This is a genomic window from Desulfosoma sp. (assembly GCA_037481875.1).
Lineage (GTDB): Bacteria > Desulfobacterota > Syntrophobacteria > Syntrophobacterales > DSM-9756 > Desulfosoma.
In genome coordinates, this window is sequence record JBBFKY010000012.1 from 1 (window position 1) to 16675 (window position 16675).

Here is a 16675-nt window from a genome sequence, read left to right on the forward strand (position 1 = left end):
AGTCATTAAGTCATTGAGGTGGAAGGGCCTCCTTTGGGATGTTGGTAAAGGGATTGGCGCATAACGACGAAATTGCCCAGGTTTGAAGGATCGCCAACACCAAGTCTTTCCCCATCACCGTGCTTGACAGCTTTCCGACTTCGCGATTTCACGATTCAGGAGTTCATGAGGAAAACATGCGGCGACCTGTGGTGGATTTGAGCGAATGTGTGGACTGCGAGGGTTGCATCAGTGTGTGCCCGCAGGTTTTTGTGCGAAACGAAGCCGGCTGCATCCAAGTGCAGGAATGCGCCACCTATCCCGAAGCACTGGTCGAGGAAGCCATGATGATGTGCCCGTCGCAGTGTATCTTCTGGGAAGAAGATGAGGAGTTGCCATGATGATTGGCTAGGTTTGCGGGATCCAGACCGACTTGATAGCCTGCCCGATGGCCCGCAGAGTAGGCGGATTGTGCACGAACCGATACCCGTAGGAAAGACGAGCGGTTTCATCTGGATGACGTTTACGATACACGAAAGGCCGAAGAAAAGGTGCAGCTATGGATCTTCGAGAATTCCTGAAGGAAGATTCAAAGCTGCAAAATCCCTACGAGATTTCAAGGCAGACGAAGATCCAGAGAGGAAAATGGTGGCCTGTTATCGAAGGTGGGTTAAAGAGGAGTCTTTCGGAAGGGGCGAGAGCAACGGTCGATGAGTCGGCAAAAGCGTTGAAGTGAAACACGATCCTTACACGCGGTTTCAAGTGACGCATGGCATACGTCTTACCGGTTCTTAAGGCGACCTCCTGGCCATGATTGTCAACGTCGGACAACCGGACACAGGGCCGTGGCTTTCACCTCTAGGCCGCGGGGGAATCTTGCCGGCCTTCCGTGTACCCGTCCAGAAGCTTTCGCACCGTTTGAAGCAAGGTCACACGGGATACGGGTTTTTCCAAAAAAAGGACCTGGGATACGAAAGGAGTGGAAAGACCGTTGGCCCGACCGGGGTAGCCGCTCAGCAACAAGGCGGGAATGTTCCAGCCCCCTTTTCGAATCAGGTGAACCGCCTCTTCGCCTCCCATACCCGGCATGACCATGTCAAAAATGAGCAGATCCACAGATTCCCAAGTGGTGGCAAAGAGCTCCACGGCGTCCAGTCCGTTTGCGGCTTCCAACACTTTGTAGCCCGCTTCTCGAAGAGCGTTGGCCAAGTATTCTCGAACCGCCGAATCGTCTTCCGCCAAAAGGATGGTTTCCGTTCCGAAAGGTGCTTCTTCTTGAACCTCTTTGAGCTTCGTCGATGTTTCCTGCGGTTCACCGTAAGGTTTGAGATAGATTCGAAAGGTGGTTCCCTTTCCAGGTTCACTGTAGACGTTGATCATTCCACCGTGTTGCTGGACAATGCCAAAGGCCACGGATAAACCAAGCCCCGTGCCTTTCCCCACTTCTTTAGTGGTGAAGAAAGGCTCGAACACCCGTTGGCGTACCTCCTCCGTCATGCCGCAACCCGTATCCGTAACGGTCACCATGACATAGGGACCGGGGCCGGCCAAGGGATGCTTTTTGACATAATCCTCACCCAATTCCACACGGGATGTCTCGATAAGGATCTCACCCCCATCGGGCATGGCGTCTCGTGCGTTGACAACCAGATTCCAAAAGACTTGCTCCATGAGCTGCCGGTCGATAAGCACCCAAGCTGCCTTTTGGGACGGAACGTGATGCACTTGAATGTTTTCTCCCACAAGCTTTTGGGCAAGTTTCCTGAACTCCCCAAGAAGATCGTCGAGATTTACGGGTTCCAGACGAAGGACCTGCTTTCGGCTGAAAGCCAAAAGCTGCTGCACAAGCCTGGCCCCTTTGAGCCCGCTATCCATGACCTTTTGAAGGCGCTCATGGTTGGGGCTGTCCTCAGGCGTTTCCGAAAGCATCATCTCCACAAAGCCGTTGATGACCTGAAGAAGGTTGTTGAACTCATGGGCCACTCCACCGGCAAGTTGCCCCACGGTTTGCATTTTCTGGGCGTGACGGAGTTGTTCCTGAAGCTTTTCTCGTTCCGTGACATCATGGATGAACAATAAAAGACGTGTATCCCCGTTTAGAGTGACCGGACCGAACGCGACTTCCACGGTCTTGATGTCGTCGGAAGCCGTTCGGTGCTTTGCCAAAAAAATCTTTCCCCCTTTCTCGAGGGCCTCCGTCATTCTTTCCCTAATAAGATCCGGTGAGTTCGTGGAAAGATCTTGGTAGAGCCTTCCTATTATCTCTTCGCGGCTCCACCCGTAGAAACGCACGGCCGCTTCGTTGACATCCAGAATGATGCCGTCTGTAGGATTAATAAGGAGTTGGGGTTCGGCGGATTTTTCGAAAAGTTCGCGAAAGAACATTTCACTTTGCCGTAGGGCCTCTTCCGCCTGCTTTCGGTGCGAGACGTCAAAAAAGAGAACGGCCAATTTTTTCGGCTCGGGCTGATAGGTTCGTACAGAGAAATACCGCCCAAACGAGGGCTCAAAGTCCTCAAACTCTTGAGGTTCTCCTCCAAGGACAGTACGTCCATAACGTTCCACACACCCTGAAGACGCCGCGGGAAGCACCTCTCGAAGGGTTTTACCAACAATGTGTTCCGCTTTGAGTCCAGTCAGTTCCTCAAAGGCGCGATTGACTTTGAGGAAACGATAATCCACCGGAAGCCCTTGATCGTCGGTCAGGATTTCGTGCAGGGCGAACCCTCCCTGCATGTGATCAAAAAGAAGGGAAAGTTCCCGGTGATGTTCGGTCAGTTCTCGACGGACTTGGACTTCTTGGGTGATGTCTCGAAAGGATTCAATCACACCCCTAACACCGGCACCGTTTTCTTTCAGGGGGCTCACCTGAACGTGAAAAACACGGCTGGATCCATCTCTGAGCTGAATTTCCAACTGCCTGGAACAAGGTGCCTCTGTTTCGAGAACTTCCTGAGCTGCACACTGTTCGCACGCGCCTGAACGCTCATGCCAAGGCGAAAAAACATCCCTACAGAAGCGTCCCTGCGCCTCTTCCGGTTTTACATTCGCCAGCAAAGCGGCTGCCGGGTTCAAGAGCTGCACCCGCCTATCCCGGTCCAGAACAATCAGGGGATCCTGAAGGCTTTCCAAAACGTCTTTCCAGAACTTTTCCGACTTCACAAGTTTGAACACGATGAAATAGGAAACGCCGCAGATCATACAACTGTATATAACAGTATATATAAAGGCATAAAGAAAACCTTTGATAGCAGATTCAGTCGCTATATTCTTTGCCGGCTTTCCGGCAAGGAAATACATGTTCGAAAATACGGGGACATAATAACTGTCTTGCAGACCGAGCGTATCGTCTTTATTTACTATATCTAAAGACTTGACATAATCAGATCGGCTTTCCAACAAAATGTTTGCATTGAATACACAAACATCATAACCGATGGGAATATTTTTCTCTGTGATCGGCGCCACAACAATGGCCAAAAGGGTTTCATTGTCCTTGATCAAGAACAAGCCCGGATGTGTTTCTTCAAGTCGCGCTTGGGCACTTGGGTCACCCCAGGTGGCAACGGGCGTTCCGTCAGGTAAGTACCGGGCTGCGCCCATCAGGCCTTTCAGAGCAGAAGCGCCGTCGGCAAATTTGGGTGCCGTGAAAACCGACAGTTCTTCGAGACTTGTTTTTCCTTGATGATAGTCGAAAAGCTTTTGCCGAATGACTGTTCGGCTTCCGAGAGATTCCGCCATAGAAACGTAAGTGGACAGAATATGTTCAATAAAAACAGCCTGAAGCTTGAGCTCATTCAAAAAGCACTTTTCCTTATCCTTTTGGAAATGTATGGTGAGTGGCATCACTAAAACAATGAAAGAAAGGAGAAAAGCTATGCCTAAAGTCATCCAAAGACGTGTGTAGAATTCTCGAAATAACGGGTTTTTGGATTGAAGCTTCAGCTTCATGAGGAATCCTCACAAAAGTAGGGGCAAGGCCCCGCCTCGCCCCCAAAAGCTCTTTTTTTTGGGATTCTTCCGTTTAGCCCGCCTAAGACAGGGGTGGGAGACCCGCACTTCCACCAAAACTCCCTAGGGGCGAGGCCCCGTCCGGTTCGGGCCTTCCTTTGCGGACGTTCATGTCGCTTCTTTTCCTCGAAGCCATTTCGTTCTTATCATGGAACTCTTCGTTAATGAAATCTTTTCATATCACGCTGCTTTTTCAAGAAGCCCCATTTCCTGACTCGTCAGCACGCGATCGATGTCTAAAAGGATCTTGACCGAATTGCCGGACTTGGCCATCCCAAGAATGTAGTGTGTCGATATATTCACTCCAAAACTCGGACTGTCTTCGATCTCGCTTTCCTTGATGTTCACCACTTCCGAGACCGTATCCACCACAAGCCCTACCAGAAGCCGCCCGGCGGACAAGCCCGCTGTTTCCACAACAATGATGCACGTTCGATCGTTGTATTCCGTCGATTCCATGTCGAACTTCAGCCTCAAGTCAATCACCGGAATCACCTTGCCGCGAAGATTGATTACTCCTTTGACAAACCCGGGTGTCTGCGGCACCGGGGTGATCGGCATCATGCCGATGATCTCTCGAACCTTGAGAATCCCCAGGCCGTAGTCTTCACCACAGAGAGAAAAAGTGAGGTACTTGCCCTCACGACTTTTGCTTTGGTCTTCATTGTGTGGTGATATGGCACTCATCAGCCGTTCCCCCCATGCTTTTAAGCCATCTTCCCGAACAAGAAACGACGCGGTGGGGATGGCGGCGCTTCGAACCACCATCCCTTCGCTCGCTTCTAAAAATCTTTGATATCCTCATCGAACGGGATGATTTCCTCTGGCTTTACAGAGCCCGGCCTCTTGGGCCCCGTCACGCTCGAACGTGCTTTGCCGTTTCCCGACCTGGCGGCAGCCTCTCGAGGTTGCGGCAAATGCCTTATGGCTTCCTTGGAAGAAGCCCTTTTCTCTTTTTTCTTTATGATCCCCTTGAGACTTACGCCATCGCTTCGACGTCCCACGAGGGCCTGAAGTTCTTCCACCAGAGACTGCAATTGAGCCGCCTGAGCATTCAGTTCTTCCGCGGCGGAGGCGGATTCTTCAGCATTGGCCGCCGTTTGTTGCACCACTTTGTCCATCTCCGAGATGGCCGTGTTCACCTGCGTGATCCCTTCACTTTGTTCATGGGAAGCCGCAGCGATCTCGTTCACCAGTTCCGCCACCTTGATCACACTTTCATGGACTTGGGAAAAAGCCTGATTGGTGGCTTCCGTAAGATCCGCCCCTTGTTTCACCCGCACCACCGTGCCTTCGATGAGCTGCGCCGTGTTCTTGGCCGCTTCCGCCGCACGCATGGCAAGGTTTCGGACTTCATCGGCCACCACCGCAAAACCGGCCCCGGCTTCCCCCGCTCGAGCCGCTTCCACGGCGGCGTTCAGAGCCAAAAGATTCGTCTGAAACGCGATTTCATCAATGGTTTTAATGATCTTTTGGGTTTGTTCACTTGATCGTGTAATTTCTTCCATGGATTCCAAGAGCTCGACCATGCTGACCTTAGCTTTTTCTGCGGCTTTGGCGGCCTGTTTCATGAGTCCGTCGGCCTGAGCCGCATTGTCTGCGTTTTGCCGGGTCATGGAAGCCATCTCTTCCACGGCGGAAGAGGTTTCTTCAATACCTGCGGCCTGCTGAGAAGCCCCTTCAGCCAACTGCTGGCTTGCCGAAGCCACCTGACCGGCCGCCGAAACCACCTGTTCGGCGCTTTCCCCCAGTTCCTCCGAAGTCTTTCTCAGCACCGCGTTGATGCCGCGAGTGATGACGGCCCCGAGGAGAATGGCGAACCCAAGGCCGATCAGCGCCGCAGAAGTCATGAAGACTTTCATGCGTTCGGCAAAGGTGATGGAGTGCTCGGAGACGCTTTTCCCCACGTCTCGGTTGATGGCCACCACTTTTTCCAAGAGAGGCAAGGCGATGCGTTGTTTCTCGAGCACAGGCCCAAGCAATTGTTCTTCAAGGGCTGCCATGGTTGCATGCGCGTCATCGGCTATCTTGTTAATCTCTTCAAAGTGTTTGAAGACCTCTTCACGAGCCAGTCGAAAACGGTTTTCGGCAAGCACGCGCGCTTCTTCGTTCCTTCCTGAACGAACCAATTCCTTAATTTCATCAAGGGTTTCGTGGAACCGACGATGAGGTTCCGCAACGGAAGCCATCAGGTTTTTGAGTTCAGGATTTTGCGTGGAAAACTGGGTAAGCCATTTGCCGAAACGACAGGTTGTATGGTCTTCACCGCCTTCGAAGGATTTGCCCGTAAGGATCATGTCCAAAACTCGGGCTTCCAGATTCAGGTGATCTGCGGTGAACATCGAAATTTTTGATTTGAGCTCGTCAGGATCCTTGATTCCCAAGGCGTCAAAGCGCTTGGACATTTCCAGCGCCTTGTTGTTTTCCGCCCTCCAAGCTTCAAGGGCCACCGTGAACTGTTTCCACACTTCAGCTTCTTCCGGAGTCTGCGGTAACGGCTCATAGATTTTCACGGCGCCTTGATAGCTCTCTCGAGCTTTGGTGATGTTTTCATACTGGCGCTGCCGAACCGCAGGATCCAGTCCCGGAATCGCCAAGGTTCGAAGACTTCCGCGAATATCTTGCAGCTTTTCGGCCATATGCAAGGTCGCTTCCACACTGGGCAGTCTCACCTGGCCCACCTCATTTAAAGCGCTGACAGCCCGAATAGCCGTAAAGTACCCTACGCCTCCAAGAGCCGCCAGAACAACACAAAGCACAGCGAAGCTCAACCCCAGCCTTTTCCCAACCGTCCATTTCTTAATCATTTTTTCTCCCTCCTTTTCTTGTTTCACGCAGATTCCCCCAATCGTTCCAACACCTGCGGAACCGCCGCGTCATCCCTTTCATCCAAAGCGATAAAACACGGGGAAAACTTCTGAAGGGCCATCAAGAGTTGGGGATCAGGAGACAGAACCACAGTAACCAATCGCCCGTGTGGGAACTGTTCCCGAAAGACGACCGCCTTTTCCAGATCCTTCATGCCCCTGACCACCACAAGACCCACGGCGATTCCTGAGAATATCGTCACTTTCGAATGCACCGGTTTCTCCAAACGCACCCAGGTGCATCCCTGGCGGGTCATCCACTCCGAGAGGACAACCCAGAGCCGACGTTCTCGATGGCTCGATCCAGAAATTTCAGGCAACGGTGTGACCAGAACCATCGTGTGTCCCTCCTTTGGGCTCGTTGCGTGACGCATGCGTTAGCCCAAAGATGAGGTCAAAAAGTATGCCAATCTAGCGATCATGATCCGGCTTTTGATGATGGCGGGTATCTTATTGAAATGAGAGTTTTTTTCTTTTTGTTTGAAGAAAGCCTGAATATTCCGGCTGAGCAAAGAAAACGTCGAGGGAAGATCAAGGATCCTCTTTTTGGGGACGCGTGTCCTGTTTTCCAGGAAAACGAGACGGGGCATCTTTTCAGGTGTCCAAAGGCACGGCGGAATGCCTGCCCTCTTAAGGATAAATTCTCGTCGAACCTCCTGAGGGCGGGTCCAAGTGTCCGCCCCTAGGCCGTTCCGGCACGAGAATCCTTCAGGGTGGACACACAGGTTCGTCGCTACAGATGGGGAGCGGCGGAGACCTGCGATCGAACCCGACATCGAGACAGATCGCTTAGCGGCGAGAAGCTATGAACCTTTCCGACAATGAAGAAAGACCATGGTTTTCCTGGAAGCTCGATTCCTGTCACACTCATGATCGGGGCGGGATGCCCGCGTTCTCGAGCGGTTCAGGAATCTTCCTCTTTTTCCTGCAAGCCTGTTTCCTTGATCAGGGCGTAGAGGCGGGATCGAGACAGGCCGCTTACGGCGCAGGCTTTCTGAAGATCCTTGCCGCACCGTTTCTTCAATTCCAGAAGATAGATTTGAGCGGCTCGATTCATGATCTTTTCGCGGTATTCTTTGAACGTTGGAAGAGCCTCATTGATGAAGACGGACATTTGGACTTCTTCGTCGATTTTGTCCGGGCTTTTGTGAGGCTGTAATGGAGACAAAGGTTCTTTGGACGGAATGCGTGCTGCCGTCACATGCACCCGCACGTGTTCCGGTAGATGGACGGCGAAGAGGATTTGATTTTCCCCTGAAACGGCCAGGGCATACTGAACGGCATGGACAAGTTCCCGCACGTTGCCGGGCCACGAATACTGGAGCAGGGTTTCAACAAAATCCGGCGAAAGGCCCTTGAGTTCCTTGCCGCTTCGTTGGTTTTCGCGCCGAAGAAGGTCTTGGACGATGGGAAGGATGTCTTCTTTGCGGTCCCGAAGAGGCGGAATCCCAATTTTCATGCCGGCCATACGGTAATAAAGATCTTCTCGAAAACGCCCTTCCTTGACCATGGCTTCCAGATTTCGATGGGTGGCGGCCAAAAGTCGAAAGTCTGAATAGATCTCTTCTTTGGCCCCCACAGGCCGAAACGTCTTTTCTTGTAAAAGGCGAAGGAACTTGGCTTGAAGGCTCAAGGGAAGATCCCCTACCTCATCCAGAAACAGGGTCCCTTGATGGGCCAGTTGCACGAGGCCTATGCGGCGTCGGTCGGCTCCCGTAAAGGCTCCCTTTTCATGGCCGAAAAGGTGACTTTCAATGAGCGGTTCAGGAATGGCTGTGCAATCCACCACCACGAAAGCATGGGGGGCTCTACGGCTGTTTTGGTGAATACCGCGGGCCAGAAGTTCTTTGCCGGTTCCTGTTTCGCCGCTGATGAGCACGGCAATGTCGGAGGTCGCCGCCCGGGCTGCAGCTTTCATGCAGTCCCCCATGGCCGTCGATGTGGTCACAAAATTCGGGGTGGTAAAAAAGGTGAGGGTGGTGGCTTCCGCAGAACGTCGAAAATCCATCGCGCGTGTCACCGCCAAACGCACTTCATGCGCGCTCAGCGGCTTGCAGAGGTAGTCCCAGGCTCCATGCTTCAGGGCTAGAGCGGCCCCGTGAGGGTCTCCCTGACCGGTCATGATGACCACTTCTGGATGTCCAGGAGCTCGACGGAAGGTCTCAATGGCTTTCAAACCCGATCCATCGGGAAGGACAACATCGAGCAAAACGACATCGAAAGTGTGCAAGGAAGCGAGCTCCAGACCGTCCTGCAAGGTCTCGGCCGAGCACATGAAAGCAGCGTGAGCTTGAAGAGCCTCCAACAAAAACTCACGCACATGGAGATCGTCATCCACCACGAGGATTCGTCCCTCCATCCTCTCAACACCTCCTTTGAGACGATGGCAGCACCTCATCCAGAACGCGGAACAATTCCCTTCGGGTCACGGGTTTGTAGACCACTCGCTCGACCAGATGCATTTGTTCGGACGCTAATTCCTCAAGAGATCGGTATCCCGTCAAGAGCACCACGGGAAGGTTCGGACGAAGGGCTTTGAAGGCTTTGGCCACATCAAAACCCGTCATGCCAGGCATGGAGTAATCTGTAAAGACCAAATCCACGTCGGAAGGATTACGGTGAAAAACCGTAATGGCTTTCTCAGGGGATTCCACCAGGGTCAGGCGTTGCACCATGGGTCCGAGAAAGGCTTGAAGAACGCTTCGCACATCAGGCTCATCATCGATGGCCAGCACATGAACATTCCAACGTCGAGCCGGTACCTCTTCCTCTTCTTGCTTCACAGGAGAGACCTGGGTGGCTCCAGGCAGGAGCACATGAAAGGCCGCCCCTCCCTCCGAAGCGTCCTCCACCCACACCGTTCCTCCAAGACGACGAACCACGCCGGCAGTGATGAAAAGCCCCAGCCCGGTGCCTTGCTCGGGTCCCTTGGTGGTGAAGTAGGGATCGAAAATCTTTTCCCGTAAGGGGACCGGAACGCCGGGACCGTTATCGCTGACTGAAAGGTGCACCCAGTGACCTTCGGGGTGAGCAACACGTTTCAGCACCTCTTGGTTGCGACATGGGCATTCCAAGCTCAGACACACCTTGCCGGCTTTATCTTTAACAGCTTGGTAGGCGTTCACGGCTAGGTTCATAAGGATTTGGTGAAGATCCGAGGGATCGGCTTGAACCGGTGCTCTCTCGGGAAGGATTCCGTAAGAGATGTCCACGTTTTTCGGCACGCCGGCTCGAAGAAGTTTTACACATTCCTTGAGAATAGGCACGAGATCCGTTCCCGTTCCCGCAGGGGCACTGTCTCGGCTTAAAAGGAGGATCTGATTCACCAAGTCTTTCGCCCGTTTCGCGGCGTCCAGGACACGTTGAAAATACCGGCATGCGGGCTGATCGGCAGGGGTATGATCGATGCCCATTTGAGCATAGCCCAAGATGGGCATGAGAAGATTATTGAAATCATGGGCAATCCCCGCCGCCAAGGTGGCAAGGGACTCCATCTTTTGTATCCGGTGAATATGTTTGATAAGTTCGTTCTTTTCCTCTTCGGCTTTTTTCTGCGCCGTTTTGTCCTCGTAAACGGCCACAATGTGTCCGGAAGGCAATCGGAACACATAGTTTTCGACCCAAAGCTCGATTCGATCATCTTTATACTGCCTCAGAGGAAAACGCTGAGACACCCCTGTTTGCCACACCTTGCGAAAAATTTCCAAAAGCCCCATGGCCCTGACACCGGGATACACCTCGGTCACCCGTCGTCCCAGGTGAGCTTCCCTAGGCGTTTTTCCAATGGCGACTCCTGCCGGGTTGATGTCTTTGAATACAAAATCGGCCCCATCGTCCACCGCTTCGTACACGGCGATGCCTGTGGCGATATGGTCGAAAATTTCGCGAGCGCTGTCCCCGTAAAAATGTGTCTCGGTATCCATGCTCCCCTCCCTCGTTACGGTGAACACGAAGCATGCAGACCCTCTTTGAGGGTTTATTGAGGTATATATTCCCTAAGGAGACATTTAAATCTAAACTTAAATCAATTGTAGACAAAAAAGCAATTGTCAGGACATGTTGTGCGTGCCGTCACATGCTCCAGGCCTCGACTTCCTCGAAGAGGTGTAAGCTGGGGCAAGATGCCCTAACCTACGGCGTGAACGGTTCGATCCTCGAGGCATGGAAAATGCGCCATCACTCTTGAATGGAATACCTTTTCATCGTAGGGCGCATGAAGGCGAAGCCGGAATGCGCCATTAACAACTGGGGATAGTCGCATTCATGTTTAGTTCTGCCTTTTAGTCCATGAAGGCGAAGCCGGAATGCGCCATTAACAAATTTTCACCGGAGCTGGTCGAGCCGTTTTCCGACAAAAGGAAGGACGGAGGTCATGATGCGATTTTTCCAACAAAGCAATGGTTTCCTCTCGAAAACCCAAGCAAGAGAGAGTCACGTGCATGTTTAAGTACCTTAGCCTAGTCAAAACGGCCAAGGTGGCTCTTTTGGCACAATTTTCAAAGCGTGTTCAAGAACTTGAAATTCCGAATTCTGGGTCTTTAAATTTCATGGACTTCACGTGCCAAAGCCGGGCCGATTGGCCATTCTGGGACGGTCTTCTCCATGTTCGAAAGCTGCAACCTAGGGTTCAAAAGCAACAAAGGGGCCCTGAGATTCCACCGTAGATGAAGATCCACAAGAAAACGGAGGCCGTCCGTGGAAGGTGGATAAAAGATCAATGTCTTGTGGTGGAAGGGCCGTGAGTCTCATTCGATGGGCGTGTGGGCGAGTTTCATGGGCCCCAAGGCTTTGACGATTGCGTGCAAACACGGGGTGCGTATGTTAAGCTGCTAATGGACGAGGCGACGCGAATGTGTCCATTGCCATGTATCTTGAGAACACGGTGAGGAACCCGTATTGTGAATGGGCAGCAGGGCTTGAAGCGGATAGGCAAAAAGGAGGTGCAGAGTCTTTTGGCGTCTCCTGATTTTGCAAGGAATCTGGATCTATGGCGTTCCTTTGATGCCCGAAAGGTGATCAATCCGCTCTTGAGCTTTCTGTGTTCCACAGACGAGAAGCTTCGATGGCATGCGGTGACGGCGGCGGGGATTGTGACGGCGGCCTTGGCGGACAGGGACATGGAATCGGCTCGTGTGATCCTGCGCCGTTTTCTTTGGCAGCTTAACGACGAATCAGGAGGCATCGGCTGGGGGATTCCGGAAGCGATGGGGGAAGCCTTGGCTCGCAGTCCTGTTCTTGCCAAGGAATATGGCCGGCTGGTCTTGTCCTTTGTGCGGGAAGATGAAAACTACTTGGAACATGAACCCCTGCTGGCGGGGGCTTTATGGGCTTTGGCACGTCTTCTCCAAGCCCAACCGAAACTCCTTGAGGAAAGCCGGATCGATCTGATCCGTTATGCCCGCCACGACGGGGCTCTTTTTCGAGCCTTGGCCTTGTGGGGCTTGCGGGCTGTGGGGGACGTCTCCTGTCTTCCCGTCGTCGCCACCTTGACTTCAGATACGGCAAGGGTGCGCTTGTATCGCCACGAATCTTTTCAGGACATGACCGTGGGCCGAATGGCTCAAGAAGCCATTTCGGCCGTTCAGGCGCGAGAGAGACTTACTCATTGTCCAGAGGCAGACGAACGATAAAGGTTGTGCCTCGGCCTTCCTCTGTTTCAAACAGCAATTGTCCCTTGTGCTTTTCCACCACCACGTGATGAGCGATGGCCAAGCCTTGGCCTGTCCCGCGCCCTACTTCCTTGGTGGTAAAGAAGGGATCGAAGATGCGATGCCGAATCTTTTCAGGAATACCGGTGCCGGTGTCCGAGATGCGCACTTCGCACACGTCTTCCACGGCACGGGTTGAGATGGTGATGGTTCCTTTGGTATTCGGCTGATTCTGCACCGCGTCTTTGACCGCGTGAGCGGCATTGACCAAAATGTTAAGGAAGACCTGGTTCATTTCCTCGGGAATGCACGGCACCAGGGGAAGGTTTGGGTCCAGATCGGTGATGACATCGGCCACATACTTCCACTCGTTTCGAGTCACGGTCATGGTGTTTTCCAGCGCCTTATTGATATCTGTGGGAGTTTTTCGCCCTTGGCCGGGATGCGAGAATTCTTTCATGGCCAAGACGATCTTGGCGACCCTTTGAATCCCTTCTAATGTTTGTTCCAGGGCTCGAGGTATTTCCTCTTTAAGGTAGTCCAGATCAATGGCTTCCGTCATTTCTTCCACGGCTTGAACCGTTTCGGCGAGCTGTTCGGTGTTCCGGGCTCCTTCCAGAAGTTGCCGATACTTGTCCAACAACCCTTGCAGGTCTCTAAAGGCATCCCCGAGGAAACGGATATTATCCCCTATGAATTGCACGGGTGTATTGATTTCATGAGCGATCCCCGCTGCAAGTTGACCGATGGATTCCAACTTTTGAGCCTGAGCCAGTTGTGCTTCCAGAAGTTTTCTTTGAGTGATTTCAGCTCCCATGATGAGAAGCCCAGGGGCTTCCAAGTCATTCAAGCGAATGGGGTTAATGCTCAGGCCGAGGAAACCAGGCTGCCCGTCCGGGCGTGTGTATCGAAGGTCATCCACGTGCTGGGTTTTCTTCTTATTGCAACTGACCTTCAAGGCCGCTTCCAGACGCTTCCATTGCCATTCGATGGGCAGTTCCTGCAAGGTTTTGCCGAGCACCTGAACCGTTGCCAGTCCGAAAACACTTTCCGCGGTCCTGTTCCACCGTGTGATACGTCCTTGGGAATCCAGTCCGATGAGAACGGAAGTGATGGCCGAGACGAATTGTTCCAGTTCCGTGTGAGCCTTACGGACTTCTTGTTCGGCTTTTTTGAGAGGGGTAATGTCGTGGAAGACGGAAATACAGCCTGCCAAAGAACCGTCGCTGTTGAAATAGGGTGCGCTTACCACATGAAAATAGGCGTCCAGATAGTCATTGTACACTTCGCGTTCCACAGGAAGCTGGAAAGGATCCATGTTTTCCCACGGGCACCGAGGGCATTTTCCCGACCGTCCGTGAAGTATTTCGTAACAATAACGACCGACGATTTCTTCCCGAGGCATTTGTAATCGGCGGGACAAAGCCGCATTGACCTTGAGAATGCGTAGATCCTTGTCCGACACTTCGATCAGGGCGGGGACGGCATCAAAGGTGCGCTCCCATTCTTCTTTGGCTTGAAGAAGGGCTTCTCGAGCTTTCTTACGTTCCGTGATGTCGAAAAGAACTCCGGAAACGTGGTCCACTTTTCGTTCTTCCGTTAAAACAGTACGACCTCGATCTTGAATCCATCGGATTTGCCCAAAGGCATCCACGATTCGGTATTCTCTGACGAAAGCCCCGTCCCCGGCCATGGCTTCCTTCACGGCCTGTGACAAAAGGGGTAGATCTTCCTCGAGAACGCACTCGTTCCAGCGCTTCTTTCCAGAAACGAATAATTCAGGGTCATAGCCGGTGACGTCACGAATCTGTTCGGAGACAAAAACGACCGACCAGTCCTTTAAACCCTTATACACGACACAGGGCAGATTATGAACCAAGGCGGCATAATCTTCCTTTTGCTGACGGAGTTCTCGAGTTTTTTGTTCGACAAGTCTTTCGAGATCCTCGAGGTATTCACGATTGGCGATTTCCAGTTCCCGCCTTCTTAGGGCACTTTCCACGGCGATGCGTAAACCGGATAGATCAAAGGGTTTCATGGCATATCCGTACACGCCGATGTCCAGAGCTCTTTGCGTCGTCTTTGCATCGTCCAGAACGGACAGGATAAGCGTGCCGGTATTCGGATACGTCTGAACCACGTGGGCCATGAAATCCAGCCCGTCTTCTCCCGGCAAATCTACATCGGAAATGACCAGTTCGAAATTCTGTTCCCTTAAAAGCGAACGTGCTTTGGCGGCATCGGCTGCCGTGACGCATCGATGCCCGAAACCTGAGAGTGCTGAGGAAACCAGGTGTCGAATGGCGGCATCATCGTCCACAACTAGAATGCGTGCCATCACCTTTGCCCTCCCGTGGAGAGGAAATTAGCAAGACCGCCTCTAAGGGATCCATGCATTTGTTTTATCGGCATGACTCAAGTTTGGCTTAAAAGATGTCGATATAAGCCGTGAATGGTCCAAATCCTGCTGCCCCGTCCGCCTGTACGGGCATGAATGTGGAGGGGCCTACCGGTGTGTCCGTTTTACTACCCGCTCTAAAACGGATTTTTTCCCTTGAGAGGTAGGGGCTTACCACATGCACGGATGGCGGATCAGAGGTCTATTTTCACTGAAAAACCGAACATTTCGGAAGTCTCACACACTGCCCTGCGTTACCAAAATCCAGGGTTTTTTTAATTTTTCCTTTAGCGGCTCGAGAATGCCTCGCTAGGGAAGCAACGGTCAATCCTTTGGTGTTTGGATCCAGCCTCATAGGAGAATTGTCAATGATTTCCATATGCTCTCCTTAAGCTTTTCACTTTTCGTTAAGATCCAGGATAATCCTGCCCGTAAAGGTCTTCATCGAGACTATTCGGCGCCTGAGCAATCAGCCACGAATCTAATCATCTTCGCATCTAAACCGTCTTTGCCTCGCTGTCAAAATTGTCTCGGAACGCCCAAAAATGACGCAACTTACTCCTTTGCCCGATTTCCGGATCGACCGCCTCGAAATTATCCCCAACGACCAAGCGTCGAGGGTTCAAGATTTTGTTCGCGATGCTAAGAAACCTCGACGGATGTTTGTTATGGCATCTTATCGCGTACTAGTAACCATAGGCCAAAGTTATTCAGCACGAAGTATTTAGCTCAAGAAATGTATGGAGGAAGTGGAACGCTTGTCCGTCACCGATCCTTTGACCCAGGTGTATAACCGGCGCTATTTCAACGAACAGCTTCCAAAACTTCTGCAGGCCGGTCGCCGTCACGGACGCCCTCTGTCCCTCATCATGACCGATATTGACCACTTCAAGAAAATCAACGACACTTACGGTCACCAAACAGGCGATGCCGTGCTTCAGCATTTTGCAGCTCTTTTAAGAGGTTCTCTGCGAAGTGGGGATTGGGTCGCCCGTTTTGGCGGTGAAGAATTTGTGGTGGTCCTTCCGGAAACAGATTCGAATGCGGCGGTGGTGGTCGCCGAACGGTTGCGGCTTTTGACGGCGCATAGCTCCGTGGAGAGTTCCAAAGGCCCGGTGCGTATGACGGCGAGTTTCGGCGTGGCCGGTGTGCCGGCAGGCATGGTGGATACCGTGAGCCTCGAAACCCTTGTGGCCGCCGCCGACGCCGCTCTTTATCGTGCCAAGGAAAACGGCCGAAACCGCATAGAAATTCACCAAGATGGATTTCCTTCAAAGATTTGATTCATGACACGTTCGATGCAGTTTTCCACGAAAGCTCCTCGGTCCGTTACCCCCTCAGCATCATCCAAGGAAAAAGACAAACTGGTCGAGCTGTGAACGGAAAGCAGTTCCAAACCCGTTTCCAAGGCGTTTCGAATCCACAGGCGAAAAGCTTTGAGAGCCTGAGGCCGACGTTCAAGAAGGTCTTGAACGGTGCAAGAGATGTTTTCGCCGCTCCATTCCAGATCCTCAGCGATGGCCGCTACAAGATCGGAATCCACACGAGGGCGCCGCACCGGAATACAGTGGGCGATAATGTCCACATAGATTTTGAAGGGATCGTCGTCGCATCGCTCCGGATGACATACCAAGCATTGGTCTGTGTCATGAGCGATGGCGGCGTTTTCGGCGAATCGGTTTTCTTGGGCGATCCTTTGAAAATGGCGAATGGTCATTTCCAGGGCCGTAGTGTTTTTTCTTTCCATGAACTCTTTCCTCCGTCGAGAAAAC

The 16675-nt window shown here is 52.4% G+C and carries 12 protein-coding genes; 4 read left to right on the forward strand and 8 right to left on the reverse strand.

The annotated features are described in order from the left end of the window. Positions 1-176: 176 nt before the first annotated feature. Positions 177-380 (forward strand): ferredoxin, encoded by a 204-nt coding sequence (locus WHS46_13330; GenBank protein MEJ5349656.1) that lies wholly within the window; start codon positions 177-179, stop codon positions 378-380. Between the two features lie 158 nt (positions 381-538). Beyond that, a complete protein-coding gene (locus tag WHS46_13335) occupies positions 539-715 on the forward strand; it encodes a hypothetical protein (protein MEJ5349657.1) in 177 nt (58 codons plus the stop codon). Positions 716-837: 122 nt separating this feature from the next. Here WHS46_13335 and WHS46_13340 read toward each other — a convergent pair whose 3' ends face one another. The 6 genes from WHS46_13340 to WHS46_13365 all read right to left on the reverse strand — a co-directional run bounded on the left by WHS46_13340 (position 838) and on the right by WHS46_13365 (position 10780). Beyond that, positions 838-3930 carry a PAS domain S-box protein gene (locus WHS46_13340; protein MEJ5349658.1) on the reverse strand — a complete coding sequence of 1031 codons (3093 nt, stop codon included), beginning with the start codon at positions 3928-3930 and terminating at the stop codon, positions 838-840. A 240-nt stretch (positions 3931-4170) separates the two neighbouring features. Beyond that, a complete protein-coding gene (locus WHS46_13345) occupies positions 4171-4677 on the reverse strand; it encodes a chemotaxis protein CheW (GenBank protein ID MEJ5349659.1) in 507 nt (168 codons plus the stop codon). 95 nt (positions 4678-4772) lie between these two features. Beyond that, on the reverse strand, positions 4773-6797 hold the full coding sequence (locus WHS46_13350; protein MEJ5349660.1) for a methyl-accepting chemotaxis protein: 2025 nt from the start codon (positions 6795-6797) through the stop codon (positions 4773-4775). Between the two features lie 23 nt (positions 6798-6820). After that, entirely contained in the window at positions 6821-7195 is a 375-nt protein-coding gene (locus tag WHS46_13355) for a hypothetical protein (protein ID MEJ5349661.1), read from the reverse strand. A 566-nt stretch (positions 7196-7761) separates the two neighbouring features. Then, on the reverse strand, positions 7762-9216 hold the full coding sequence (locus WHS46_13360; protein MEJ5349662.1) for a sigma-54 dependent transcriptional regulator: 1455 nt from the start codon (positions 9214-9216) through the stop codon (positions 7762-7764). A gap of 4 nt (positions 9217-9220) precedes the next feature. Beyond that, positions 9221-10780, reverse strand: a complete 1560-nt coding sequence (locus WHS46_13365; GenBank protein MEJ5349663.1) for an ATP-binding protein — start codon at positions 10778-10780, stop codon at positions 9221-9223. A gap of 975 nt (positions 10781-11755) precedes the next feature. Between WHS46_13365 and WHS46_13370 the strand changes: the two genes are divergently transcribed. Next, positions 11756-12487, forward strand: a complete 732-nt coding sequence (locus WHS46_13370) for a DVU0298 family protein (protein MEJ5349664.1) — start codon at positions 11756-11758, stop codon at positions 12485-12487. On the opposite strand, the gene WHS46_13375 is transcribed toward WHS46_13370, so the two are convergent. Continuing rightward, positions 12456-14843: a PAS domain S-box protein gene (locus WHS46_13375; GenBank protein MEJ5349665.1), complete on the reverse strand. Its 2388-nt coding sequence runs from the start codon at positions 14841-14843 to the stop codon at positions 12456-12458. The two genes, WHS46_13370 and WHS46_13375, sit on opposite strands and share 32 nt — an antisense overlap. A gap of 800 nt (positions 14844-15643) precedes the next feature. Here WHS46_13375 and WHS46_13380 point away from each other — a divergent pair. Beyond that, entirely contained in the window at positions 15644-16186 is a 543-nt protein-coding gene (locus WHS46_13380; protein MEJ5349666.1) for a GGDEF domain-containing protein, read from the forward strand. Here WHS46_13380 and WHS46_13385 read toward each other — a convergent pair. Further along, complete coding sequence (locus WHS46_13385) at positions 16156-16650, reverse strand: hypothetical protein (GenBank protein MEJ5349667.1); 495 nt, start codon at positions 16648-16650, stop codon at positions 16156-16158. The two genes, WHS46_13380 and WHS46_13385, sit on opposite strands and share 31 nt — an antisense overlap. Positions 16651-16675: the final 25 nt, after the last annotated feature.

Coding starts and splice junctions, on each gene's coding strand:
- WHS46_13330 (MEJ5349656.1), top strand. CDS start 177: ATGCGGCGACCTGTGGTGGATTTGAGCGAATGTGTGGACTGCGAGGGT.
- WHS46_13335 (MEJ5349657.1), top strand. CDS start 539: ATGGATCTTCGAGAATTCCTGAAGGAAGATTCAAAGCTGCAAAATCCC.
- WHS46_13340 (MEJ5349658.1), bottom strand. CDS start 3,930: ATGAAGCTGAAGCTTCAATCCAAAAACCCGTTATTTCGAGAATTCTAC.
- WHS46_13345 (MEJ5349659.1), bottom strand. CDS start 4,677: ATGAGTGCCATATCACCACACAATGAAGACCAAAGCAAAAGTCGTGAG.
- WHS46_13350 (MEJ5349660.1), bottom strand. CDS start 6,797: ATGATTAAGAAATGGACGGTTGGGAAAAGGCTGGGGTTGAGCTTCGCT.
- WHS46_13355 (MEJ5349661.1), bottom strand. CDS start 7,195: ATGGTTCTGGTCACACCGTTGCCTGAAATTTCTGGATCGAGCCATCGA.
- WHS46_13360 (MEJ5349662.1), bottom strand. CDS start 9,216: ATGGAGGGACGAATCCTCGTGGTGGATGACGATCTCCATGTGCGTGAG.
- WHS46_13365 (MEJ5349663.1), bottom strand. CDS start 10,780: ATGGATACCGAGACACATTTTTACGGGGACAGCGCTCGCGAAATTTTC.
- WHS46_13375 (MEJ5349665.1), bottom strand. CDS start 14,843: ATGGCACGCATTCTAGTTGTGGACGATGATGCCGCCATTCGACACCTG.
- WHS46_13380 (MEJ5349666.1), top strand. CDS start 15,644: ATGGAGGAAGTGGAACGCTTGTCCGTCACCGATCCTTTGACCCAGGTG.
- WHS46_13385 (MEJ5349667.1), bottom strand. CDS start 16,650: ATGGAAAGAAAAAACACTACGGCCCTGGAAATGACCATTCGCCATTTT.